A 22,615-nucleotide genomic window follows, 5' to 3' on the forward strand; every position below is an offset into this window, starting at 1 on the left:
ACTCGGCTGCTAGCCAGCTGCCTCCCTGTGCCGCCATTTCGGCGCATACGGCGGATAACTAATCGACCCGCCGGCGCATCGATACCAATAGAGCGGTGCCCCGGTGGACGGAGGCCTGCCGGGTGAGAATGCCGGCGCCGCTCTGGGCCGGAGGAGGGATCGAGGTCTGCCGGGCGACGACCGCCGGGGACAGCGTCCAGTTGCGGGCGCCGAGTTGCGCCCGCCAGCATCCTGCAAGGAGCGGCATCATGAGACACCTTCGGAGCGCGGCTGTGTCTGCGCTTGTGCTCGGCACCCTGATCACGTCCGCGGGCACCGCGCTCGCGGCTGCGCCAAGCAACGACACGTACAGCGGCCGCACCGTGGTCGGGGCCATCCCGTTCACCGACAGCCTCGACACCACCGAAGCGACCACCGACAGCGACGACATCAGCACTGAGTTCTGTGGAACACCCGCGCCCCTGCCGACCGATGCCAGCGTCTGGTACGAGATCACCCCGACCGCGGACGAAATTCTCCGGTTCGATGTGTCTTCATCGACATACTCGACCACCGCGCTCGTGGCGACCGGCAGCCCCGGGAACTGGAGCCGGGTGGGGTGTGGGTTTACTCAGGTGTCCTGGCGGGCGACCGCTGGTACGACGTACACAGTGCTGGTCGTCGACGACCAGCAGGACGCAGGGGGTAACGGGGGGACGCTCAACCTCACGGTCGATGTGCTCCCGCCGCCACCCACGCTGGACGTCACCGTGAACCCGTTCGCAAGCTTCAACAGCCGGACCGGTTCGGCGACGGTGAGCGGTACCGCGACCTGCACCAGTCAGGTGGACTTCGCGTCCGTGGAGACCACGCTGACGCAGCAGGCCGGGCGGTTCACCGTGCGCGGCCGCGCCTTCACCGGCATTGAGGTGTGCGACGGCACGCCGCGGTCGTGGAGTATGGAGATCCTGCCGGACAACGGCAAGTTCGCCGGCGGCAAGGCGGCAAGTGTCACGAACGCGCTCGCCTGCGGGCCCTTCGACTGTGGGACCGACTCCGAGGAGCGCACCATCGTGTTACGCGGTCGGGCGTAAGAACGGAAGGGCCCGCCCGGGCGGCCCCTGTGGTTGTCGAATGGCAGGGTTGGATCCGAAGGCGACGAAGACCTCGGCCCGGCCAGCCGTTCGCGGTGCACGCGACCCGCACGCGCCCAAGACGCCCGCCTCAGTCGGCGCAGAAGTGGCGTGCCGCAGCACGGGCCAGCAGCAGGGCAGCGCGCGCCGGGGTCGGTCAGTTCGGCATCGAAGTAATCTGCCTGAACCCGCGAAGCCGCCCGAAACGGTGGCAGGAATATGGCAAGGACAGCCGTAGACCGCCGTAGCCAGCCGGACACCGAGGGCTGAGACGAAAGTGGCCCCTGGTCTGCGTTTCCGCAGGCCAGGGGCTGGTTTGGTGCTGGTGGCATCCCGCCGGACACCATCAACCGCGGCTCAACTATGGAGAAGAGGCTGTCCGAGCGGAAGCGCTTTACCGCCTGTCGCCTGCGAGGCCGAGCTGAAGAACAGGTAGACACCCACCGCGGCGAAGACGAACACCACCACACCGGCGACCTTCAGCGTGCCGGCTGATTGCTGCAACGTGCCGATCAAGACCAGCACCAAGGCAATTTCGATGAGCACGAAGAGCACCGTGTAGGCAATCGGCAGCCGGAGTGTGGCGAGAGTCAGCATCCCGATCACCACCAGCCACGAGATCAGGAAAACGCCCTGCGTATGGAGGGCGTCCGCAGCGACAATGGCGAACCAGTTGTGCGTCAGGCCCAGTACGAGCATTCCGTAGCTCAGCCAGAAACCGGCGAAGATGCCGAAGACCCCGGCGACCGCGCTCTGGCCGACAGCTGCCGCCCAGACGGCCGCGATCACCAGGCCCAGGCCGGTGGCCGCGACGATCACGGGGATCGACGCCCCCACCGCCGCCGCAGGCACGTAGCCGACAAGGACGAGGCCGAGCGCGACCGATCCCACGATGAAACTGGGGAGACCGATCAGGGATGGGTCTCCGGTCACCGCTGGGACCGCGGCCTCAGCGGCAGGTTGGGCGCGTAACTCTGGGGCACCTTGGGCATCGGCGTCGATAGTCGCCATGGCAAGCTCCTTTCGGGCGCATCCCGACGCTGGAACCCTATGCCGCTGCGCGCCCGGCAGGTGTCTCGATTTGAGGCACCGCTCGGCCCGGCGCTCACGCAGTACTCAAGGGCACGCCACGCCCGCTCCAGAAGGCGTACTGCAACCCCGTCCACCCCAACACATCAACGCGGTTCTGAGCGGGGGTTCGGCGCCTCACAACCGGACACGGGCCTAGGACCCTTTGACCGCCTTGGTGGCGAAGTAGCCAGGCAGCCAGCCGGCCGTTACCTCCGACTGGTGTGGCGCGTCGGCGAAGCCGGTGATGGCGAACCCCGCGGCGGTCTGCCCGCCGATCTGCTCGGTGAGGGTGTGGCTGTACTCCAGCGGCGAATCGGCGCCCCACAGCCGCTCCCGCTCGCCTGGCTCGAGATGGGTGACGTCGCTGTACGGCAGGCGGTGCCGCACGACCAGCTCGCCGCGCGTGTCCATCGCGTCCGCGTCGAAGAGGTAGACGTCCGGGTTGACGAAGCCGGACAGCAGCGTGCCGCCCGGCCGCAGCACGCGGTGGCACTCCCGCCAGACCGGGGCCAGCTCGGGGATGAAGAGGTTGGAGACCGGGTGTACGACCAGGTCGAACGAGGCGTCCGGGAACGCGCTCAGGTCGCGCGCGTCGCCGAGTACGGTACGCACGTCGAGCCCCTCCCGCGCGGCGACCATCTCGTCCTGCGCGAGCTGGCCGGGCGAGTTGTCGAAGACGGTCACCCGCGCGCCGGCCGCGGCGAGCACCGGACCCTGCTGCCCGCCACCGGAGGCGAGGCAGAGCACGTCGCAGGCGGCGATGTCCGGAGGAAACCAGGTCGGGTCGACTGGCTCGTACCCCATGAGGACGATGGACCACTCACCGGCCCGCGCCTTCGCGACCACCTCGGGTGTCACCGGCCGCGACCACTCGTTGCCCTTCTCCACCTCGCGGTCCCAGGCGCGGCGGTTGTGGGCGACAGGATCTGTGTGCGGCTCGTTCATGCGCCGAATGCTAGCCGCGCCGGGCTCGTTGCGGCGGCTGATGGCTGCTGTGGACGAGGACGAGGGCGAGGCGGCGTAGGTCCAGAAAACCAGGGCAGGAATAGGGCACAGACATCCGTAGATCGCCGGTGCCGGCCGGACACAGTCGGACATAGCAAGAGAGCCTCTGAGCTGCGTTTTCGCAGGTCAGAGGCTCTTTTGGTGCTGGTGGCGGGTGCAGGGTTCGAACCTGCGTAGGCATACACCGACAGATTTACAGTCTGCTCCCTTTGGCCACTCGGGCAACCCGCCAGGGTGGTGCCGGTTCGTGAACCGGCGTGGGAGACGATACAACAGAGGGTGCCCCTGACAGCAAATCGGAAAGGAACTGCCCATGGCTTCGGAGTCCTCCTTCGACATTGTGAACAAGGTCGACCGTCAGGAGGTGGACAACGCCGTGAACCAGGCGGCGAAGGAGATCAGCCAGCGGTTCGACTTCAAGAACGTGGACGCCGGGATCAAGCTGTCCGGCGAGGCGATCGACCTGCAGGCGAACACCGAGGAGCGGGTCAACGCCGTCCTCGACGTGCTCAAGGACAAGCTGGTCAAGCGGCAGATCTCGCTGAAGGGCCTGGAGGCCGACGATCCGAAGCTGTCCGGCAAGATCTACAAGATCAACGCCACGATCAGCGCCGGCATCACCCAGGAGAACGCGAAGAAGCTGTCCAAGCTGATCCGCGACGAGGGCCCGAAGGGCGTCAAGGCCCAGATCCAGGGCGAGGAGCTCCGAGTGTCCAGCAAGAGCCGCGACGACCTGCAAGCCGTCCAGTCCCTGATCAAGGGCCAGGACCTCGACTTCGCCGTCCAGTTCGTCAACTACCGCTGACCGCCGGGCCTGGTAATCGGGTCGCTTAGGCGGCCGGTTGCCGGGCATGCTGGCGGCGTGGGAGACACGTTGCTGCGGCGGTGGTTGCTCGAGGACTTCGGGCTGGATGTGGTGGAACTCTCACCGGTGGCGCACGGGGCCGATCTGGCGGCGCAGGTCTGGAAGGCGACGACGGCCACCAATACGTACGCCGTGAAGTGGAGCGGCGCGGGCACCAACACCGGGCACCAGGTCGCCGCGTTCCTGGCGGACAGTGGTCTGTCGGGCGTCCCGGAGATGATCCGGACCACGGAGGGCGGGCTGTGGACCTTCCACGGGAAGAAGAAGCGGCTCACGATCACTCCGTGGATCGACGGCGTACGCGCGGCTGAGAGCGGACTGACCGACGAGCAGTGGACCGAGTACGGCGTACTCATCCGGCGGGTGCATGACGCGGAGCCGCCGCCGAGGCTGCGTGATGCGCTTCCGAAGCACAGTCACATCGACGCACGGGTCCCGGCGGTGGCGGAGAAACTGCAGACGCGGCTCAGCACTGAGGCGCCGGAGGACGAGGTCGAGGAGGAGTTGGCCGCGGTCTGGAAGCAGTACGACGCCACCATCACCCACCTGCTCAGGGCCCGTCCACCGGAACCGACCGGCCCCCGCGTGGTCTGCCACGGGGACCCGCATCTCGGCAACGTCCTCGTCGACGACCACCTGCACCTGATCAACTGGGACGACGTGATTCTCGCGCCGCGCGAACAGGACCTGATGTTCATGCTCGGCGGCATGGGCGACGTCGGCCCCACCACCTCCGAACAGCTCGACGCCTTCCTGACCGGCTACGGCCCGCACCCCATCGACCACGACGCGATCCGCTACTACCGCCACGTCCGGGCCCTCGAAGACGTCGTCTTGTGGTCCGACCAGGTCATCACCGGCCCCGACAACGCCTACGCCCTGGCCGTGGTCAAGGGCATCCTCAACCACGGCCTGGCCGCACTGGCGGTCAATGTCGGGCACTGATCCAGTTGGCGACGTCGGCGCCCAGTTGTTCGCCGTCCAGCATCGAGTGGCGGAAGTGGAGGCCTGAGAGGATCCGGGCTTCGCGGACGTCGCTGCGTACGGCGGACAGGGTTGGGTAGACGCGCGTGGTGTTGGTGACCAGGCTGGTCATGGTCAACGGCAGGTTGCTGTGGAAGTAGGCCTGGAGTGCGCCAGTGGCGCCGGCGGTGAAGCAGGCGTGGCCGGACGGGTACTCCGGGTGGTTGACGTTGAGCAGGGACTGCCAGGTCGGATCGGCCTGTGTGCGCGGGTTGCCGTCGGTGTCGGCGCGCTGGATGGCGTGGACCGGTCGCCAGGAGCGGTAGTAGAACTTGGCGTCCCAGCACGCGATCAGCGCGTCACCAGCGGACACGTGCACCAGCGCGAGCATCTGCGCCGCCCTGGACAGGGAGAGATGCCGGTCCGACGCCAACTGCAGCAGCGCCCGGCTCCACTGCTGTGCGGTCTGCTCGGACCAGAACATCGCAGTCTCGGTCTGCGCGGCAGAGCGCGTCGTACTGTCCTTGCGGCCGAGTGACGCGACCTCAGCCACGTCACGCGCGTAGCGCTTGCTGGTCAGCGGATCCGGTCCGTCGGGGCGGAACTGTGCGCGGTAGCGCAGCGCCAGCGGCCTGACCTGGGTAAGCACGATGTCCACGGGCGGCGTGGGGGCTGTCGGCTCCCACACTCCTGGCCCTGGTGGAGCCTGGACATACGACACTGTGTTGTCCAGGCCGTCTCGTGCGCGCCACGCGAGTACGGCGGCCGCAACGGACCGGCCCAGCGTGATACCGCGGGTCTTGGCTCCCCCATCCGGCACACCGGCCAGGTAGTCGGCGTACGTTCCGTCCAGTCCCGCAGGCGCCGGGTGTACGCGAGCCCGCAGTACGTCGTACGCCGCGGTAGCGACCGCGGCCGCCGCAGACGCCTTCCGATCCGGCCGTACGGCGAACCGGAACGGCCGGCCGTATCCCAGCCCGGCCACGGCGTCGGCGATCGCGATGTGCACGATGCCCATCAACACCTCGGAGCTGGCCGGCGGACGCCCGGCGACGATCGCCTGGGTGGCGTACCTGCTCCAATCGATCACCGGCGCCGCGGACGCACCCGACGTCGCAGTTGCGGCGGGCGACAAGCCGGCCGCGGTGAGCATCAACGCACAGCTGGCCGCCAGCGCAGGCCATCGCAACAGTGGTTTCATGAGACTCCCCCCAAATCGTGGAACGACTTACCCACCGTGGCCGCGGTGGACTTCCGATCGCCATACGTCGTTCGACGTATGGGCGCGGCGGCGTCGCGGGCATAGCCTGACGGCGGGGAGGGGTACGTCATGGTGGATCAGTTGACGGTCACCGAACACGACCTGCGGACGATGCTCGGCGTCATCGACCGGGGCCGGAACGCCGATCCCGAGGAGTTGTTCCCGCGCGACCTGCTGCGCGCACTCACGGACCTGGTGCCCGCCGAGCACATCTCGTACCAGGTGAGCCGCCCGCTGGATCACGAGTTCATCGGGCTCGAGCTGGTCGGCGACGTCGCCGACGACCTTGATGACGGCTGGGAAGACCTGTTCTGGCGGTCCTACTGGGAGGGCGAGACCTGCTGCCGGCCGCAGCTCACCGGTGACTACGACACCGTCTGGAGAATGTCGGACTACCTGACCGAGCGACAGTTGGCCGACTCGATCGTCGGCGAGTGGTTGCGCCTGACCGGCGTACGCCATGAGGTGGCCGTTCCGCTCCCGGTCCGTGGTGCGGAAGACCGCCGGCTGCTGCTGTTCCGCCTGTCCGGCCGCGACTTCACCGAACGCGAGCGGCTACTGCTGACGATGCTGCGCCCGCATTTCATCGAGGTCCTCCGTGCCCACGAACGCCGCCGGGCCGGCGTACCCGATCTGACCACGCGCCAGCTGCAGCTGCTGCGCCTGGTCGCCGACGGGCACAGCAACACACAGATCGCCCATCGGCTGTTCGTTGCCGAGGGCACCGTTCGCAAGCATCTGGAGAACATCTACGAGCGTCTCGGTGTGACCAGCCGGACCGCCGCGGTCGCGACCGCCTTCCGCCGCACCTACTCCGCCTGAACGAGCTAAGCGTGGCGCATCCAGATGTTCGGCTCGCGGTAGATGCCGCTGTCCGTCGAGTGATCGATCTCCAGCACGGTGAGGCCGTCGGGGATGACGTAGGAGCCTGAGGACGGCAGGGCCAGCCCGGTCCACTTCTCCCACTCGGCGACGGTTCCGGTCATGGTCTGAGAGACAGTTGCGGGGGCGATGATGGTCGCGCCGAGGCGGGCGTGTGTGCGCAGCCACGGGTCGAGCGGCAGGCCGTCGTCGCGGGTCCAGGTCATGAAGGTTTCGATCGGGGTCAGCGGATAGCGGGACTTCAACGTCGGCCGGACCGGCGCGATCACCCGATCCAGGCCGCCCGCCACGGCACGCTCCCGGACAGCGGTGATGACGCGCGAGGCGTGGCCGCGGCCCTGTTCGTCGGAGCGTACGGCGGCCGCCATCAGGACGAAGGTGTTCGGCACGACGCCTTCTTCGTACGCCGTCACGGCCCGCGTGAGCGAGCCGGTGAACCCAGCGGGCAGGTCGTCGACGGTCGCGTCCCAGGCGATCGGCACACCCCAGCAGCCGGCGATCAGCCGCTGGTCGTCGGAGACCAGGTAGAACTCCCAGTCCTGCTGGAAGAACTCCCTGCGCCGCTCGGAGTACTTCCGCACCTCGACGTCGTGGAAGATGAACTCCGGCCACTCCTCGGCGAACCGCTGCTCGGCTTCTTCGTCGTACTGCGGCGCCTGCACTACTGGAATGAGTTCGAACACGAGCGCACGTTAACCCGCGGCGACCGGACCGGCCACCGCATTACGGATCGCGCGGGGTGAGCCGCCGAGCTCGCGACGGCAGGTCTTGTTGAAGGCCTGGAGGTCGGGGACGCCGACCGACGCCGCGACGGCGGGGATGGAGAGGGTCGACGAGACGAGCAGGTGACGGGCGCGAGCCATTCGGCGACCCCGGATGTAGGCGATGACCGTCTGCCCGGTCTCGGTCTGGAAGAGGCGCGTCAGGTGGTTGTGGGAGACGCCGGACAGGCGGGCCAGCGTGGGGATGGTGAGGGGCTGGGCCAGGTTGGCCTCGATATAGGCGATGGCGGTGGAGACCGCGGGGTGCCGCGAGTCGCCCTCGGTGGTGACCGCGTGGAGATCCACGATCCTCCACAACGCCGTCCACACCTCGGCCGTCATCCGCGCGGACCCCGACGGCGAGGCCTCGACAGCCGACCGCAACAGACCTGACAGCACCGGCGCGGCATCCCCGGCGTCCTGTACGACGGGGACGTACGACGGCTCGCCCGTCACCACCGGCCGGAAGTGGGCGTAGAGATGCTCGGACCGGCCGCGGTAGTCGAATTGCACCTGCGTCCCGGCCGGGGTCAGCGACACGTATCCCGGCGCCACCGAGTACGTCGTACCGGCGACCTTGAGATCGGCCGAGTACGCGTACACGTGCAGCTGCCACAGGTCCGGCAGCCGGAACACGTCTCGCAGGCTGCGGACGCCGTGAATCCCCACCCCGACGCTCACCACCTCCGGCGGCGCGGCCAGGTGCAGTTCGATCATGGTGAGAAATTACCACCAGTGGTGAACACAGCCCACGCGAGTAAGCGCTGTCCGAACTTAGCCTGGTGGAGTAGTAACCACCACCCCGAGAGGGAGTCTCATGCCCCATCCGCATCAGAAGAACCTGCTCACCTCGGTTCAGATGGCGCATTTCGTGGCCACCGGGTCGCTCCGGATGGACGCCGTCGTACCGGAGGAGATGAACCAGCAGGCGATCGAGGTCCTGAAGGCCGGCATTCCCGGCGTCCCCTACGGCACCCCGCTGTCGGAGGCGTTCGTGGACAGCGAGTTCGTCCAGCGGCTGGTGCAGCTGCCCGAGGTGGCCGGCGCGATCCACAGCCTGGTCGGGCCGGAGCCGACGGTCGACCACCACGCCGTGCACATCCGCAAGGCCAACGAGGGCGAGGCGCAGAACCTGCACGGTGACGCGATCATCGACGTCCGTCCCGACGCGTTCGACGTCCAGCTCATGTACTACCCGCAGGACGTGACGCTCGAGATGGGCGGCACCCTGAGCGTGCCCGGCAGCCACCTGCGCCGGACCAACGAGTCCGACACCGGCCGGTACCAGAACCTGCTCGGCCAGACCCGGCTGGTCTGCCCGGCCGGCACCGTGCAGCTCCTGCACCACGGCATCTGGCACGGCGGCCGGAAGAACGACAGCGCCATCGACCGCTACATGTTCAAGATCCGCTTCAACCCGACCGTCCGCCAGGTCCGGTTGTGGAACCTCGAGGACCTGTACGACGACCAGGTCGCGCGCGAGCTCGACCAGTCGTTCCCCTGGTACGAGAACGCCACCGGCCGGCTGGAGAAGTACAACCGGATCAAGCTGTGGCAGGCGCTCACCGGTGACGACACCTTCGACCCGGAGTACTGGGTCACCCGGGTGTCGAACCGCCCGCAGCGCGTGGTCACCCAGCGCAGCCTCAACCCGCACGCCGCGAAGAAGGAGATGGCATGACCGCCACCGCCCCCATCGGACAGCAGACGCTTCGCCAGCAGGTGCTCGTCCTGTACCTGGCCTCGTCCGCGCTCGACTCCCGCGTCGTGGGGTGGTCGGAGTACGACGGAACCGGCGAGACGCATCCGACCACGGGTGACAGCGACGAGCCGCCGTACGCGACTGGACTGGACGCGCTGAAGGACGGCTGGCGGTTGTTCCAGGCCGCGCAACTGCTGCCGCCGCAGCCGGGTCACGAATACGACGTGTCGTTCCTCAAGCACGAGTTCTTCTTCGAGAAGCTCGCCTGAGCTGACCAGGGCCCCGGCAGCGCGCCGGTGCCCTGGTGCGTCACACCGGGAGGATGCAGACCGGCTTCGGCCAGCTGACGGGGTCACCCTCCTGGGTGAGGCGGCCGTCGGCGATGGTGAAGGTGGCGATCTGGTCGGAGCGCTCGTTGGCGGCGTACAGCCGGGTGCCGTCGTTGCTGAAGGCAAGGTGCCGCGGCCAGTCGCCGCCCGAGCCGATGGTCTGCACCAGTTCGACCGACAGGCCGTCGGCGGCGGTCGAGAACACCGCGATCGTGTTGTCGCCGCGGTTCGAGCCGTACAGGTACCGGCCGTCGGCGGAGATCAGCAGCTCCGCCGGGAAGTTCTCACCGGGCGAGTCCGCCGGCCTGGTCGACGCGGTCTGCACGACCTGCAGCTTCCCGTCCGCGTAGCCGCACACGGTCATTGTGGAGTCGAGTTCGTTGATCACGTACGCCGCTCCCGCGCGCGGGTGGAACACCATGTGCCGCGGACCGGCGCCCGGGTGGATGTGCAGCCGGTCGACTTCCTTCAGCTGCCCGTCGTCGGTCAGCGTGGACGTGTAGACGGTGTCCGAGCCTAGGTCGATGTCGAACACGTACGCACCGGCGGGGTCGAACGCGATCTGGTGGGCGTGCGGCCCCTCCTGGCGCTCAGCGTTCGGTCCGGTCCCGGAGCGCTGCAGGAACTGGGTCGCCTGGCCGAGCGAGCCGTCGTCCTGGATCGGGTGGATCACGACCGAGCCCGAGGTGTAGTTGGCGGACAGCAGGTACCGCCCGGACGGGTCGATGTCCAGGTGACACGGGTCCGCGCCGCCGCTCGGCTGCTCGTTGACGAACTCCAGCCCGCCGTCCGGCTGGATCGCGAACGCGCTGACCCGGCCACCGTGCACCTCGCCGGTCGCATACAGGAACCGGCCGTCCGCGGACCTGACCAGGAACGACGGATCGGCAGTCGTCACCACCAGCTCGATCCCGTCGAGAGGCCCGAACCCGATCCCGTCCCCGGCACCCGGCTGACTGGTGTAGCTCCCGACATAGATCCGCTCAGAAGTCATGGGCCCTACCCTGCCAGGTCAGTGGCCGAGTGGCACTCCCAGGTCCAATCCGTAGAGCGCGGAGTCCCAGCCCAGGTCGGGCACCAGCACCTTCCACCCCATCCGCCGGTAGAGCCTCGGCGCCGGACGGTCGTCGGCGAACGTGGTGAGCAGGGCTTTGCGGTTCGGCAGGTCGGTCATCAGCGCGGCCATCAACTCGGCGCCGAGCCCGTGGCGCTGTGCCTCGACAACCACCGCAAGTTCCACCACCTCGAAGTGACCGCCGATCCACTCGTCCGCGAGCTCCGGACTCACCGCTGCCGCGACCCGGTCCGACCACCACTGTCCGCGATGCCCGGTGAACCCGTACGCGAACCCGGTCAGCTTGCCCGCGTCCCGGGACACCACGAGTTTGAAGTCGTCGCGTTGGGAGTGCAGCGGGATCTGTTCGGTGGCGAACTCCTCGGCTCGCGCCGGCTCCTCGTCGTACCCCGGAGCGCCGAAGGCAGACAGGTAGACGGTGCCCAGCTCGGGGGCGGCGTGGATGGCTTCGGCCGGGGCGAGAACGTCGATCACCTGTCATAGCCTAGGCCGAATGGACACTGAGGCATTCCTGAAACGCATCGGAGTAAGCGGGTACGACGGTCCGCCGCGGCTGGACGGTTTGTCCGAGCTGCACGCGGCCTTCGTGGACCAGGTGCCGTACGAGTCGGTGCAGTATCAGCTGGCGCCGGGCGGACCGCTCGACCCGGAGGAAACGGCGAAGCGGATCATCGCGTGGGAGACCGGCGGGTACTGCTTCCAGCTGAACGGGACCTTCGCCCTGCTGCTGACCGAGCTCGGCTACCGCGTGAAGATGCACCGCGGCGGAGCAGAGACCCCGACCCGCGCCGGCGACGTCGACGCAAGCCACGTGGTGCTCACCGTGAGCGGATTGGTCGAGGATCCGGACCGCCTCTGGCTGGTCGACGCCGGCCTCGGCGAGACGCTGCGCGAGCCACTGCCGCTGGAGCCGGGCACCGCCTATCAGGAGCCGTTCAACCTCCGCTTGCGTCCATCCGAGAAGACCGACGGCTGGCGACTCGACCATGACCCGCGAGCCAACCTGGTCGGCATGGACTTCGAGTCCGCCGCAGTGGGCCTCGACGCCTTCGCCGCCCAGCACGCGAACCTCTCGGCCAACCCGGACTCCCCCTTCCGCCGCCTGGCCTCCGCCTTCCGCCGCAAGCCAACCTCAGTGGTCGTCCTACGCTCCGTCGGCCTGATGGAGACGTACGTCGACCGCATCGACAACTCGATCATCGAGAACCCGACGGACTACTTCGCCCTACTCGCCGACGTCTTCCACCTCCCACTCCCCCACCTGGACACCGCTCAACGCAACGAGCTCTGGCGCCGCGTGTGGTCGCAGTACGAGGACTTCCTGGCCAAGCAGACCAGTTAGGTAGCCAGGGCGAAGAGGGTGCTGGGGAGGATGGAGAGAACGGCGGCGATGGCGGCGCAGATGGAGATCATCGTGACGGCGGGCGTCTCGATGTCGACGGAGAAGGGGTCGTCGGCGGGGAGGCGGAAGAGTTCGGCGACCCAGCGGAGGTAGACGGCCAGGCCGATCATCACGTTGACGGCCATCACGATCGCGAGCCAGCCGAGGTGGGCGTCGATGACGGCCTGGAAGGCGGCGAACTTCGTGAACAGGCCGGCCAGACCCGGCGGCAGACCGGCGAGCACCACGAGGAAGAAGATCAACGCGGCGGCCAGCCCGGGCTCGGAGCGCACCATCCCGCGGTAGTCCGTCAGCAAGCCACCCGGCCGATGCCGCTGGACGACCGCGACCGATCCAAACGCGCCGAGCGTGACGACGACGTACGCCGCCAGATACCCGACGACCGCCTGGGCATCGCCGACCGCGAGCGGCGCCAGCAGGAACCCGACCTGACCGATCGACGACCACGCGAGCAGCCGGACCGCCTCGACCTGACGTAGGGCGGCCAGGTTCCCGACCGTCATCGTCACCGCGGCCAGGATGGCGATCACAGTCCGCAGGTTCGACCCGTCCGGCGCGATCCCGGCCGTCACGAGCACCAGCAGACCACCGACGCCGGCCGACTTCGACACCACCGCGAGGAACGCCGTGACCTCGACCGGCGCACCGACGTACGTGTCCGGCAGCCAGGCGTGGAACGGCACCGCCGCGATCTTGAACGCGAACCCGACGATCACGAACAGCCCGGCTGCGAAGGCGACCCGGCTCAGGTCAGGATCGAGCCCGCTGAGCCGGTTCGCGATCGTGGTCAGATACAGCGACCCGGTCACGCCGTACAGATAGGAGACCCCGAACAGCATCACCGCGGTCGACAGCACCGACACCAGGAACGCCTTCAGCGCACCCTCGGATCCGCGGCGATCCCGGCGCAGCGCGACCATCGCGAAGCTCGGTAGCGACACGACCTCGAGCGCGATCACCATCGTGGCGAGATCGCGCGCCCCGGCCAGCACGGTCGCACCGACCAGCACGCTCAGCAGCAGGAAGTGGTACTCCCCGATCGGGATGTCCGAAGCCAGCAGCCGGTACGCCGACAACCCGACGACTCCGAGTCCGCCGACCAGCAACACCGCCCACAGCCCAGCGGTCAACGGCTCGAACACGAAGCTGCACTCGGCCGGCCCCTCGACCGCCGGATGGCAGAACGCCGGCTTGAAGTCGTCCCGCTGCGCCCAGGCGAACACGACCCCGAACAGAATCACCGCTGCCGTGAGCAAGGTGACGACCGTATGCCGGAGCTGCTGCGGGGCGCTGCGCCAGAAGCTGTCGACCAGCAGTACGGCGACCGCCCCGATCGCCAGCACCAACGGTACGGCGATCGCCTGCCAATCGGTCCAGTGCAGGGTCACAGGGTCACCCACTGATGCAGAAGGAGTGCGGGCCATACGCCGAGGAGGACGGTCAGTGTGATCAGCGGGGCCCAGGTGATCAGCTCGATGCGACTGAGATCGACGGCGAACGCGGCCGGCGGGTTCTCGGCCGGGTCACCCTGGCAGAGGTTGCGGACCAACCGGAGGAAGTACGCCGCAGTCAGGACGGTGCCGAGTCCCGCGATCACCATGAACACCAAATAAGTTGTCCGAGGCAACACCGCGGCCGGGTTGTAAGCGCCGAGCAGGACCAGCATCTCGCCCCAGAATCCGGCCAGCCCCGGCAGCCCGAGCGACGCCAGACAGGCGAAGGTGAGCAGCGCGCCGATCCGCGGCAGCCGCGCGTACAGCGCCCGGCCGATCGCCCGCAGATCGCTGGTGTCGTGCCGATCCTTGATCGCACCCGCCAGGAAGAACAGCAGACCGGTGATGATGCCGTGCGCGATGTTCGCGAACAGCGCGCCGCGCAGCCCGGCCGGCGACAGCGTCGCGATCCCCAGCACGATGAAGCCCATGTGCCCGACGCTCGAGTACGCGATCAGCCGCTTCACGTCGGTCTGCGCCAGACACGCCAGCGACCCGGCGATGATCGCCACGACGGCGAAGCCGGCCAGGTACGGCGCGATCGTCACGGTGGCGTCCGGCAGCACCGGGACCAGGATCCGGATCAGGCCGTACGTCCCCAACTTCAGCAGCACGCCCGCAAGAATGACCGACCCGACCGTCGGCGCCTTCGCGTGCGCGTCCGGGAGCCAGATGTGCAACGGCCACAGCGGCACCTTCACCGCTAGGCCGACCGCGATCAGCAGCGCCGCGGCCAGAGCCACGCCGTGACCGCCGAGCACCGGCTGGTTGCTCAACTGGACGATGTCGAACGTCCCGGCCCGCCGGAAGACCAGCAGGAACCCCAGCAGCATCAGCGCCGACCCGAGCACAGTCATCAGCACGAACGTCAAGGCCGCCCGCCTCCGGCCGACCGGATCGTGGTCATCACCCCACATGTCGATCACCAGCCACATCGGGATCAGCACGATCTCGAAACAGACGAAGAACAGGATCAGGTCCATCGCGGAGAACGTGCCGATCACGCCGGCCTCGATCACCAGCAGCAACGCGATCAGCGACCGGGTCCGGCCGATCCGCGGCGTGATCTTCAGCGAGTACAGGCAGCAGAGAAAGGTCAGCAGCGCGGTCAGCACGATCAGCGGCATCGAGATCGAGTCCACCCCGACGTGGAACCGCACGCCCAGCGCGGGGATCCACGGCACGTCGGTCACAGCCCGGAGCGGCCGGACGTCCTCGTTCTGCAACGGGGCGTACGCGAACCAACCCCCGGTCCGCGGCCAGAGCACCACCGACCCGACCAGCACCAGCCCCGAGATCACCGACCCGTACGCCGCGGCAAGTCGATCACCGATGCCGGCCGGGATCGCCCACAACGCCAGCGCGGCCAGGATGGGCAGGAGCAGAATCGCCAGCAGAATCGCGTTCACGAGCCGATCACCCCAGCAAGCACCGCGAGCGCGACCACGCCGATCACGGCCGCGGTCAGATAGGTCTGCACGTTCCCGGTCTGCAACCGCCGGAGCCCCTGCGACAACAGCGTCCCGGTCCGCCCAGCCGCCCGCACATAGCCCCCGATCACGTCCCGGTCCCCCGCCACCGTCAGCTTCGCCAACCACCGCACGGGGACGACGAACAGACCGTGGTACGCCGTATCCACGCCGAACTCACGTTCCAGCACCACCGGCCGCGGATCCGCACCCCGCGACCACAACGAGTACGCCGGGATCGCGCCGAGCACCACGAGTGCGGTCGACACCAACCCGACCACCCAGTTCAGCTGCAGGCCGTCGACGTACCCGAGGACGATCGAGGCGATCGCCAGCAGCACCATGGGCGCGAGCATCACCCACGGCGCGTCACGCAGCTTCGAGGTGTCGGGTTCGTCGAGGTCGGCCATCGCGTCGTCGTCCTCGAAGGCGCCGTGCGCACCGGCGAGCGCCGGCGTCCGGAAAAACACCCACAACCACAACCGCACGCAGTAGAAGGCAGTCAACGCCACCGTCAGGCACACCGACACGAGCACGATCCACCCGACGACCGAACCGTCCCGCGCGTGCTCCCAGGCCGCCTCGATGATCGCGTCCTTGGAGAAGAACCCGGCGAACCCGGGTACGCCGGCCAGCGCGGCGAGCCCGATCGTCATCGTCACGAAGGTGACCCGCAGCGCCTTCCGCAACCGCCCGCGGCGGGTGTAGCGCCGGAGTACGACGAAGGCCGCGCTGCCGACCTGATGCAGCAGCACACCGGCGCAGAGGAACAGCAATCCCTTGAACGCCGCATGCGTCACGAGTTGGAAGAGCGCTGCGTGCCGGCCGTCCGCCGTACCCAGGGAGAGCGCGGCGAACATGATCGCCAACTGGCTCACCGTGGACCACGCGAGCACGCGCTTCACCTCGACCGCGGCCATCGCACACAGCGCGGCGAACAGCATGGTCACGCAGGCGACCACGGCCAGCACGGTCAGCGTGGTCTCGGAGGCGGAGAAGATGGTGTAGAGCCGGGCGATCAGGAAGACGCCGGCGGCAACCATCGTCGCCGCGTGGATCAGCGCGCTGACCGGGCTCGGGCCGGGCATCGCGTCCGGAAGCCAGGTCTGCAAGGGCACCTGGGCCGACTTGCCGACCACGCCGACCAGGAGCAGCAGAGTCCCGGTGGTGAGGACGCCGGACGAGATCGCGGCCGGGTCGAGCTCGGAGATCCGGAACGTCCCCGCGCCGACGCCGAGCACGAAGATGCCGAACAGGAACCCGACGTCGCCGAGCCGGGTCATCAGGAACGCCTTGACCGCGCCGGACCGGGCGTCGCGACGCTCCCAGTAGTGACCGATCAGCAGGTACGAGCAGGCGCCCATCATCTCCCAGCCGATCAGCAGGAGGAACAGGCTGTCCGAGATCACCACGGTCACCATCGCAGCGGTGAACAGCGTGACGAGCGCGTGGTACGACGCCGGGCGCTCGTGCAGGTAGCCGAGCGAGTAGACCTGGACGCAGGTCGCGATCACGCCGACGACCGCGAGCATCACGACCGTCAGGTCGTCGGTGCGGACCGCGAAGCCAATGGTGAGGTCGCCGACGGACGAGTTGAGGAACGCGGCCTGATCCGGACTGGCGCCGGATAGCAGAACGGCGGCCAGGATGACGAGCAGCGAGAAGCCGACCCCGACGACCCGCCAGACGGTCGCGATCACGAGGCCTTCTCCGCCTCGACCGCGGCGTCCAGCTCGACCGAGGTGTCCTGTTCGGCCAGGTCACGCGCCGCGTCGGCGTCGACGCTGCCGTGACCGCGGAACAGCAGCAGCACGATCGCCAGCCCGAGCCCGATCTCGGCCGCGGCCAGCGTGATCACGAAGACCGCCAGCGTCTGACCGGTGGCCAGGCCGTCGAGCCGCCAGGCGTCGAACGCGACCAGGTTGAGGTTGACCGCGTTGAGCATCAGCTCGAACGAGATCAGCAGCGTGATCGCATTGCGCCGGGCGAGAACGCCGTACACCCCGATGCAGAACAACGCGACCGCCAGCAGCAGGGGGAGGATCAACGGCACGTCAGTCCTCCTTCTTCCGCTGGGACAGGGCGATCGCACCGACCAACGCCGCGAGCAGGAGCACCGAGAGCACCTCGAACGGCAGCACCCAGGTCTTGAAGATCGAAGTCCCGACCGCGTCCGGCGATCCGTCCGGCACGGCCCTGACCTTCTCGTTGCCGAAGGCAAGCACCACGCCGGTACCCAGCAGGATCGCCAGCACCCCCGCGACCACGGCCGCGAACGGGCTGCGGCTGGAGGTCAGGCCGGGCAGCGGGTTCGTCGGCGCCTTGGTCAGCATCAGCGCGAAGAGCACGAGTACGACGATCGCGCCGACGTACACGAGGATCTGGACCAGCGCGACGAACTCGGCGTGCAACGCGCCGAAGCAGCCGGCGACGGCGCCGAGGGCAACGACCAGCCAGAGCGCGGCGTGCACGATCCGGCGCGAGGTGACGACGAAGACGGAAGCGACGAGTGCGACTGCTCCGGCGACGCTGAAGAGGGCAGTCGTCACGCCTCGTCCTCCGGCGCCGGAGTGACCGTGGGGCCGGGGTCGATCGGCTGCGGTGCGGGGACGGTCCACATCCAGTCGCGGAGGCGGTCCTTCTCGTGCGTGAGGTTGCGGATGTCGGTCTCGGCGTACTCGAACTCCGGCGACCAGAACAGCGCGTCGAACGGGCAGGCCTCGATGCAGATCCCGCAGTACATGCACAGGCTGAAGTCGATCGCGAACCGGTCCAGCACGTTCCGGCTGCGCTCGCGGGCCTGCTCACCGACCGACGGCGCGGTCTCGGTATGCGAGTCGATGTAGATGCACCAGCTCGGGCACTCCCGGGCGCACAGCATGCAGGACGTGCAGTTCTCCTCGAGCAGCGCGATCACGCCCCGGCTGCGCGGCGGCAGCTCCGGCTGGACGTCGGGGTACTGCTCGGTGACGGACCGGCGAGCCAGCGTCTTCGCGGTGACCTTCAGCCCCTCGATCAACCCCTTGCCAGGGACACCCACCTTCCACCTCCCGTCGTAACCCGCTGCTAGCAGGACACTAGTCGGTTCCGGCTCATTCCGGTGCCACCCACCTCAGAGTTCCCGCTCGAGCCGGGCAGCAACCTGGCGGTAGCGGCTGACCGGTACCAGATGAACGCCGTCGAACGCCCCGGAGTCACGGATCTTCAGAATCTGCTCGCAGGCATGGTCGACACCGGCGTCGCGATCCCGCTCGACGGCGTCGATCAGCGTCTCCGGGATCGAGAGCTGGGGCAGGGCCGCCAGGTTGTGGGCCATCTTCGCGCTCGCGAGCACCATCACCCCGGCGTACACGGGGATGTCGAGTACGACGCTGTCCCGCCAGCGCAGCAGCTCGTCCAGGTCGTAGCTGACCTGCACGTACAGGAAGTCCGCCTCCGCCTTCCACCCCGGCACCGGCCGCAGCCGCGTCGCCGCGCCGACCTGGAACGGACTGCAGCCCGGGTACGACGTCGCACGCGCCTGCTCGATCATCGTCCGGACCGTCAGCTGGCTGGTCCGCGCGCCCTCGGCCGGGTCGTCGCCGTGCACGAACAGGAACTGCTCGACGCCGTACGCCGCCGCCGTCAGGAGATCTCGCCGGAAGCCCAGGAGGTTGCGATCCCGCGAGTTCAGGCAGGCGATGCCGCGCGAACCCATCGCCTGGACCTCGTTCGCCACCGCGACACTCGACACGGTCGCCCGGCCGATGTGGTTGTCCGGGATCAGGAAGGCGTCAGCGATCGGACTCATCACCCCGATCTGGTGCCGCACCTTCTTCAGATCCGGCCGCGTCGGCGGCTCCACCTCACACACCAGCTCGAATCCCCGCACACCTGAGACCCTACTGAATCGGGCGGCGCGCCCAGTCGGGATTCCACATCGCGGCGGCGCCCTTACCTTGGTGACATGGGCAGCCGTGAAGCGGTGTCGGGCGCGGTGTTCGGCGCGTTCGCGATGGTTGTCGTCAGCATCGCCTTCGCGTGGTTCACCAGCGGCCCCGACCACCAGGACTGGAGCCACTCCGCCATCGCCCTGGCCCCCTTCGCAGCCCTCTTCGGCGCCGCCGCCGGCGCCGTCGGTGGGTTGTTGCTCCGCGTGACCCGCCCACCGGCGCGGCGTTCGCCGTACACCACCCGCCGCGACCGCGAGAAGCGCAAGCACCGCTAGAGCAAGGCCCATGGGGCAGCCAGCGAGTTCCTGTGTCAGGGCCCGAGGGTGTCGAGGCGGGACCGGAGGAAGTTCTGCTCGGCCTGGTTGGTGGTGAGCTCCAGGGCGGCGGCATAGGAGGTGCGGGCCTCGGCCGGCCGGTTCAGTTGAGTGAGCAGGTCCGCGCGGATCGCGTGGAAGAGGTAATAGGAGCCCAGGTCCAGGTCGTCGACAGCGGTGAGGGCCGCGGCGGGGCCGTGCACCTCGGCCACCGCGACGGCTCGGTTGAGGGCTACGACCGGGGTGGGGTCGAGGGTGAGCAGGTGGTCGTAGAGCTGGAGGATCTGGCGCCAGTCGGTGTCGGCGGCGGTGGCGGCGTCGGAGTGGACGGCGTTGATGGCGGCCTGGAGTTGGTACGGACCAGGGTGGTTGCGGCGGAGGCAACGGCGTACCAGGTCTTGGCCTTCGTCGATCCGCGCGCGGTCCCAGAGGTCGCGGTCCTGGTCGGAGAGGAGGATCAGCGAGCCGTCGCGGGCGACCCGGGCCGGGCGGCGGGACTGCTGCAGGAGCATGAGGGCGAGCAGACCGACGGCCTCGGGCTCGTCGGGCATCAGCTCGACCAGGAGGCGACCGAGACGCAGCGCCTCGGTGCTCAGTTCGTCGCGGACGAGGCTGTCGCCGGACGAAGCGGCGTACCCCTCGTTGAAGATCAGGTAGACGACGGCGAGTACGCCGCGGACGCGCTCGGGCAGATCGGCTTCGTACGGGACGCGGTACGGGATGCCGGCCGCGCGGATCTTCGCCTTGGCGCGGACCAGGCGCTGCGCCATGGTCGGCTCCGGGACCAGGAACGCATGGGCGATCTCGGCGGTCGTCAGCCCACCGAGCATCCGCAGGGTGAGTGCGACGCGGACGTTCAGCGCCAGCGCCGGGTGGCAGCACGTGAAGATCAGCCGGAGGCGGTCGTCGTGCACGGCGCCCTCCTCCACTGGTTCGTCCTGGGCATGCAACAGCGCCGCCTCGGCCTGCTTGTCCGCGCGCGCCGCCTCCCGCCGCAGCCGGTCGATCGCCCGGTTCCGCGCGGTCGTGATGATCCACCCCGCCGGGCTGGGCGGTATGCCGCTGTCCGGCCACTTCTCCACCGCCGCCGCAAACGCGTCCTGCACCGCGTCCTCGGCGATTTCGAGGTCCCCGAACACCCGGGCAAGCACAGCCACCGCCCGCCCGTGCTCAGCCCGAAACACCCCCGCGATGTCAGGAGTCACGACTGAAACGGCCTCACCTCGACCGACAGCGGACTCAGCACCTTGGCCAACCGCCGAGCCCAGCCCAGCGCCGCATCAAGGTCCTCGACATTGATGACCGTGAAACCGCCGAGGTGTTCCTTTCCCTCGGTGAACGGCCCATCAGTCACCAGCACCTCCCCCTGCGACGCCTTCAACACCGTCGCCGTCTCGGGCGGATGCAACCCGGCCGCGAACACCCAGACCCCCGCCGCCTGCATCTCCTCGTTCAGAGCCTGCAGCTCCCGCAGGATCGGCCCCAGCACCTCAGGCCCGGGCGGCGGCCCATCCGGCTGGTAAATGCTGAGCAGGTACTGATTCATTCCAACCTCCTGATGAGTGCTGTCACCACCTACACGAACGACGCCATTCCAGATCGACACCCGCGAACACACTAGTTTCAGCGCCGGCCCCAGGGGCGGCGCCACCGGCCGCGCGACCCGTGGTTGTGCACGTGGGCAGTACTGGCGCGACCGAGGTCGTCGGCGCAGACCATCGGTGACATGACCACTTCGACTGTCCACATCGAACACGCACCCGCGACCGGGGAGACGAGGCGCCGACGACTGAGCCGGTCCGCCGGCTTCTGGGCGATCGCCGCGAGCATGGCGATCCTGACCGCCTTCTCCACCGCGCCAAGCCCGCTCTACGGGCTCTACAGACGACAGGACCACCTGTCGTCGATCACCATCACCGTCGTGTACGCCGTCTTCGCCGCCGGGGTCGTGACAAGCCTGCTCCTCGTCGGCCATGTCTCGGACTGGTACGGGCGACGGACCGTGCTCCTCCCCGCTCTACTGACGGGCCTGGTGGCTGCGCTGATCTTCGCGACGTCCACCTCGCTTCCTGCCCTGTTCGCCGGGCGAGTGCTGACAGGACTGGCCCTGGGGGCGGCCACCGCCACCGCCGGCGCCTACCTCACCGACCTGGACTCGGGGCCGAACGGTGTCCCGACCCGGCGATCGCAGATCGTGTCCACGGTCGCGAACGTCGGCGGCCTGGCGGTCGGCCCCCTGGCGGCCGGGTTGCTCGCGACGTACGTACCCAGCCTCCCCCGGCTGATCTACTTCATCTTCGCGGCTTTGTTGGTGCTCGCACTGGCCGCCACCTGGCGGTCTCCTGAGGTCAGGTCGCTGCCTACGCCCCGGCCCCGCTACCGCCCGCAACGGCTGGCCATTCCTGGAACAGCCCGGGCCCAGTTCAGTGCGGCGCTCACCGGCGATTTCCTGGTGTTCACCGTGTACGGCGTGTTCGCGGGGCTGGCCTCCGCGTTCCTGTCCGGGCCGCTGCATCGCTCCTCGCCCGCACTGGCCGGCCTGACCGTCTTCATCGCCTTCGGAGTCGGCGCGCTCACTCAGGTCACGACGGCGACCTGGCCCTTGCGCCGCCTGCTCGCGCTCGGCATTCCCGTGCTGATCGTCGGGCTGACCGTGATCGTGACCGCGGCGTGGGTGCACCCACCGAGCCTGGCCTTCTTCCTGACCGGCGCAGCCCTGGTGGGAGTCGGGAGCGGCAGCATCTTCCGGAGCATGCTGTCGGTGGTCATCTCGACCGCACCGCCCAGCGAACGCGCCTCCGCCCTGGCCCTGTTCTTCGTCGTGGGCTACGTCGGCCTCTCGGTCCCCGTCGTCGGCGCCGGAATCGCACTGCAGTACGTGACCTTCAAGGTCATCCTCCTCACCTTCGCCATCGTCGTAGCCGCCGGCGTCCTCATCGCCTCGCCACTCCTACTACGCCTCTCCACAAAGAACTGAAA

25 protein-coding genes, 1 tRNA gene and 1 pseudogene are annotated in these 22,615 nt (G+C 68.6%); 9 read left to right on the forward strand and 18 right to left on the reverse strand.

Going from position 1 to position 22,615, the window contains the following annotated elements:
- Positions 1-58: 58 nt before the first annotated feature.
- Complete coding sequence (locus OG558_RS06495; protein WP_405069387.1) at positions 59-247, reverse strand: hypothetical protein; 189 nt, start codon at positions 245-247, stop codon at positions 59-61.
- Between the two features lies 1 nt (position 248).
- Here OG558_RS06495 and OG558_RS06500 point away from each other — a divergent pair, with 1 nt between their 5' ends.
- On the forward strand, positions 249-1,073 hold the full coding sequence (locus tag OG558_RS06500; protein ID WP_405069388.1) for a hypothetical protein: 825 nt from the start codon (positions 249-251) through the stop codon (positions 1,071-1,073).
- Between the two features lie 396 nt (positions 1,074-1,469).
- Here OG558_RS06500 and OG558_RS06505 read toward each other — a convergent pair whose 3' ends face one another.
- The 3 genes from OG558_RS06505 to OG558_RS06515 all read right to left on the reverse strand — a co-directional run bounded on the left by OG558_RS06505 (position 1,470) and on the right by OG558_RS06515 (position 3,419).
- A complete protein-coding gene (locus tag OG558_RS06505) occupies positions 1,470-2,123 on the reverse strand; it encodes a GPR1/FUN34/YaaH family transporter (protein ID WP_405069389.1) in 654 nt (217 codons plus the stop codon).
- Positions 2,124-2,336: 213 nt separating this feature from the next.
- On the reverse strand, positions 2,337-3,128 hold the full coding sequence (locus OG558_RS06510; RefSeq protein ID WP_405069390.1) for a class I SAM-dependent methyltransferase: 792 nt from the start codon (positions 3,126-3,128) through the stop codon (positions 2,337-2,339).
- A gap of 205 nt (positions 3,129-3,333) precedes the next feature.
- Positions 3,334-3,419 (reverse strand) — tRNA-Tyr (locus OG558_RS06515).
- Positions 3,420-3,501: 82 nt separating this feature from the next.
- On the opposite strand from OG558_RS06515, the gene OG558_RS06520 reads away from it, so the two are divergent.
- Together OG558_RS06520 and OG558_RS06525 are read left to right on the forward strand one after the other, a co-directional pair.
- Positions 3,502-3,993, forward strand: coding sequence for a YajQ family cyclic di-GMP-binding protein (locus OG558_RS06520; RefSeq protein WP_329482250.1), 492 nt, complete (start codon positions 3,502-3,504; stop codon positions 3,991-3,993).
- A 57-nt stretch (positions 3,994-4,050) separates the two neighbouring features.
- Complete coding sequence (locus OG558_RS06525; protein ID WP_405069391.1) at positions 4,051-4,998, forward strand: phosphotransferase enzyme family protein; 948 nt, start codon at positions 4,051-4,053, stop codon at positions 4,996-4,998.
- Here the strand turns inward: OG558_RS06525 and OG558_RS06530 are convergent.
- Positions 4,982-6,217: a vanadium-dependent haloperoxidase gene (locus tag OG558_RS06530; protein ID WP_405069393.1), complete on the reverse strand. Its 1,236-nt coding sequence runs from the start codon at positions 6,215-6,217 to the stop codon at positions 4,982-4,984. The genes OG558_RS06525 and OG558_RS06530 overlap by 17 nt on opposite strands.
- A gap of 129 nt (positions 6,218-6,346) precedes the next feature.
- Between OG558_RS06530 and OG558_RS06535 the strand changes: the two genes are divergently transcribed.
- On the forward strand, positions 6,347-7,099 hold the full coding sequence (locus tag OG558_RS06535) for a LuxR C-terminal-related transcriptional regulator (protein ID WP_405069394.1): 753 nt from the start codon (positions 6,347-6,349) through the stop codon (positions 7,097-7,099).
- A 5-nt stretch (positions 7,100-7,104) separates the two neighbouring features.
- Here OG558_RS06535 and OG558_RS06540 read toward each other — a convergent pair whose 3' ends face one another.
- Entirely contained in the window at positions 7,105-7,842 is a 738-nt protein-coding gene (locus OG558_RS06540; RefSeq protein ID WP_405069395.1) for a GNAT family N-acetyltransferase, read from the reverse strand.
- A 9-nt stretch (positions 7,843-7,851) separates the two neighbouring features.
- Complete coding sequence (locus OG558_RS06545; protein WP_328526018.1) at positions 7,852-8,637, reverse strand: AraC family transcriptional regulator; 786 nt, start codon at positions 8,635-8,637, stop codon at positions 7,852-7,854.
- 100 nt (positions 8,638-8,737) lie between these two features.
- On the opposite strand from OG558_RS06545, the gene OG558_RS06550 reads away from it, so the two are divergent.
- Both OG558_RS06550 and OG558_RS06555 read left to right on the forward strand, forming a co-directional pair.
- Positions 8,738-9,601: a phytanoyl-CoA dioxygenase family protein gene (locus tag OG558_RS06550; protein WP_405069396.1), complete on the forward strand. Its 864-nt coding sequence runs from the start codon at positions 8,738-8,740 to the stop codon at positions 9,599-9,601.
- Positions 9,598-9,891, forward strand: coding sequence for a hypothetical protein (locus tag OG558_RS06555; protein WP_329482255.1), 294 nt, complete (start codon positions 9,598-9,600; stop codon positions 9,889-9,891). Before OG558_RS06550 ends, OG558_RS06555 begins: the two co-directional genes overlap by 4 nt.
- Before the next feature lie 40 nt (positions 9,892-9,931).
- Here the strand turns inward: OG558_RS06555 and OG558_RS06560 are convergent, their stop codons facing one another.
- Both OG558_RS06560 and OG558_RS06565 read right to left on the reverse strand, forming a co-directional pair.
- Entirely contained in the window at positions 9,932-10,945 is a 1,014-nt protein-coding gene (locus tag OG558_RS06560) for a lactonase family protein (protein ID WP_405069397.1), read from the reverse strand.
- 18 nt (positions 10,946-10,963) lie between these two features.
- Entirely contained in the window at positions 10,964-11,500 is a 537-nt protein-coding gene (locus tag OG558_RS06565) for a GNAT family N-acetyltransferase (RefSeq protein WP_405069399.1), read from the reverse strand.
- Positions 11,501-11,519: 19 nt separating this feature from the next.
- On the opposite strand from OG558_RS06565, the gene OG558_RS06570 reads away from it, so the two are divergent.
- Entirely contained in the window at positions 11,520-12,368 is an 849-nt protein-coding gene (locus OG558_RS06570) for an arylamine N-acetyltransferase (protein ID WP_405069400.1), read from the forward strand.
- On the opposite strand, the gene OG558_RS06575 is transcribed toward OG558_RS06570, so the two are convergent.
- From OG558_RS06575 to OG558_RS06605, 7 genes and pseudogenes are all read right to left on the reverse strand, one after another.
- A complete protein-coding gene (locus OG558_RS06575) occupies positions 12,365-13,816 on the reverse strand; it encodes an NADH-quinone oxidoreductase subunit N (protein WP_405069401.1) in 1,452 nt (483 codons plus the stop codon). The two genes, OG558_RS06570 and OG558_RS06575, sit on opposite strands and share 4 nt — an antisense overlap.
- Positions 13,813-15,330 (reverse strand): NuoM family protein, encoded by a 1,518-nt coding sequence (locus OG558_RS06580; RefSeq protein WP_405069402.1) that lies wholly within the window; start codon positions 15,328-15,330, stop codon positions 13,813-13,815. Before OG558_RS06580 ends, OG558_RS06575 begins: the two co-directional genes overlap by 4 nt.
- Entirely contained in the window at positions 15,327-17,090 is a 1,764-nt protein-coding gene (locus OG558_RS06585; protein ID WP_405069403.1) for an NADH-quinone oxidoreductase subunit L, read from the reverse strand. The genes OG558_RS06580 and OG558_RS06585 overlap by 4 nt, the downstream gene beginning before the upstream one ends.
- Entirely contained in the window at positions 17,087-17,443 is a 357-nt protein-coding gene (nuoK, locus tag OG558_RS06590; RefSeq protein ID WP_405069404.1) for an NADH-quinone oxidoreductase subunit NuoK, read from the reverse strand. Before nuoK ends, OG558_RS06585 begins: the two co-directional genes overlap by 4 nt.
- Before the next feature lies 1 nt (position 17,444).
- The gene (locus OG558_RS06595) at positions 17,445-17,939 is read right to left on the reverse strand and encodes an NADH-quinone oxidoreductase subunit J (protein ID WP_405069405.1); all 495 of its coding nucleotides are present in this window, start codon (positions 17,937-17,939) and stop codon (positions 17,445-17,447) included.
- Positions 17,940-18,079: 140 nt separating this feature from the next.
- Positions 18,080-18,307, reverse strand: a pseudogene (locus tag OG558_RS06600) (4Fe-4S binding protein); the annotation flags it as partial.
- Positions 18,308-18,502: 195 nt separating this feature from the next.
- Entirely contained in the window at positions 18,503-19,261 is a 759-nt protein-coding gene (locus tag OG558_RS06605) for a methylenetetrahydrofolate reductase (protein ID WP_405069406.1), read from the reverse strand.
- 75 nt (positions 19,262-19,336) lie between these two features.
- Here OG558_RS06605 and OG558_RS06610 point away from each other — a divergent pair, with 75 nt between their 5' ends.
- Complete coding sequence (locus OG558_RS06610) at positions 19,337-19,597, forward strand: hypothetical protein (RefSeq protein WP_405069407.1); 261 nt, start codon at positions 19,337-19,339, stop codon at positions 19,595-19,597.
- 35 nt (positions 19,598-19,632) lie between these two features.
- Here OG558_RS06610 and OG558_RS06615 read toward each other — a convergent pair whose 3' ends face one another.
- On the reverse strand, positions 19,633-20,841 hold the full coding sequence (locus OG558_RS06615; RefSeq protein ID WP_405069408.1) for an RNA polymerase sigma factor: 1,209 nt from the start codon (positions 20,839-20,841) through the stop codon (positions 19,633-19,635).
- Complete coding sequence (locus tag OG558_RS06620) at positions 20,838-21,242, reverse strand: YciI family protein (RefSeq protein WP_405069409.1); 405 nt, start codon at positions 21,240-21,242, stop codon at positions 20,838-20,840. The genes OG558_RS06615 and OG558_RS06620 overlap by 4 nt, the downstream gene beginning before the upstream one ends.
- Before the next feature lie 120 nt (positions 21,243-21,362).
- Between OG558_RS06620 and OG558_RS06625 the strand changes: the two genes are divergently transcribed.
- Complete coding sequence (locus tag OG558_RS06625) at positions 21,363-22,613, forward strand: MFS transporter (protein ID WP_405069410.1); 1,251 nt, start codon at positions 21,363-21,365, stop codon at positions 22,611-22,613.
- Positions 22,614-22,615: the final 2 nt, after the last annotated feature.

This window comes from Kribbella sp. NBC_01510, from assembly GCF_045040325.1.
Lineage (GTDB): Bacteria > Actinomycetota > Actinomycetes > Propionibacteriales > Kribbellaceae > Kribbella.

Coding starts and splice junctions, on each gene's coding strand:
- OG558_RS06495 (WP_405069387.1), bottom strand. CDS start 247: ATGCCGCTCCTTGCAGGATGCTGGCGGGCGCAACTCGGCGCCCGCAAC.
- OG558_RS06500 (WP_405069388.1), top strand. CDS start 249: ATGAGACACCTTCGGAGCGCGGCTGTGTCTGCGCTTGTGCTCGGCACC.
- OG558_RS06505 (WP_405069389.1), bottom strand. CDS start 2,123: ATGGCGACTATCGACGCCGATGCCCAAGGTGCCCCAGAGTTACGCGCC.
- OG558_RS06510 (WP_405069390.1), bottom strand. CDS start 3,128: ATGAACGAGCCGCACACAGATCCTGTCGCCCACAACCGCCGCGCCTGG.
- OG558_RS06520 (WP_329482250.1), top strand. CDS start 3,502: ATGGCTTCGGAGTCCTCCTTCGACATTGTGAACAAGGTCGACCGTCAG.
- OG558_RS06530 (WP_405069393.1), bottom strand. CDS start 6,217: ATGAAACCACTGTTGCGATGGCCTGCGCTGGCGGCCAGCTGTGCGTTG.
- OG558_RS06535 (WP_405069394.1), top strand. CDS start 6,347: ATGGTGGATCAGTTGACGGTCACCGAACACGACCTGCGGACGATGCTC.
- OG558_RS06545 (WP_328526018.1), bottom strand. CDS start 8,637: ATGATCGAACTGCACCTGGCCGCGCCGCCGGAGGTGGTGAGCGTCGGG.
- OG558_RS06550 (WP_405069396.1), top strand. CDS start 8,738: ATGCCCCATCCGCATCAGAAGAACCTGCTCACCTCGGTTCAGATGGCG.
- OG558_RS06555 (WP_329482255.1), top strand. CDS start 9,598: ATGACCGCCACCGCCCCCATCGGACAGCAGACGCTTCGCCAGCAGGTG.
- OG558_RS06560 (WP_405069397.1), bottom strand. CDS start 10,945: ATGACTTCTGAGCGGATCTATGTCGGGAGCTACACCAGTCAGCCGGGT.
- OG558_RS06570 (WP_405069400.1), top strand. CDS start 11,520: ATGGACACTGAGGCATTCCTGAAACGCATCGGAGTAAGCGGGTACGAC.
- OG558_RS06610 (WP_405069407.1), top strand. CDS start 19,337: ATGGGCAGCCGTGAAGCGGTGTCGGGCGCGGTGTTCGGCGCGTTCGCG.
- OG558_RS06625 (WP_405069410.1), top strand. CDS start 21,363: ATGACCACTTCGACTGTCCACATCGAACACGCACCCGCGACCGGGGAG.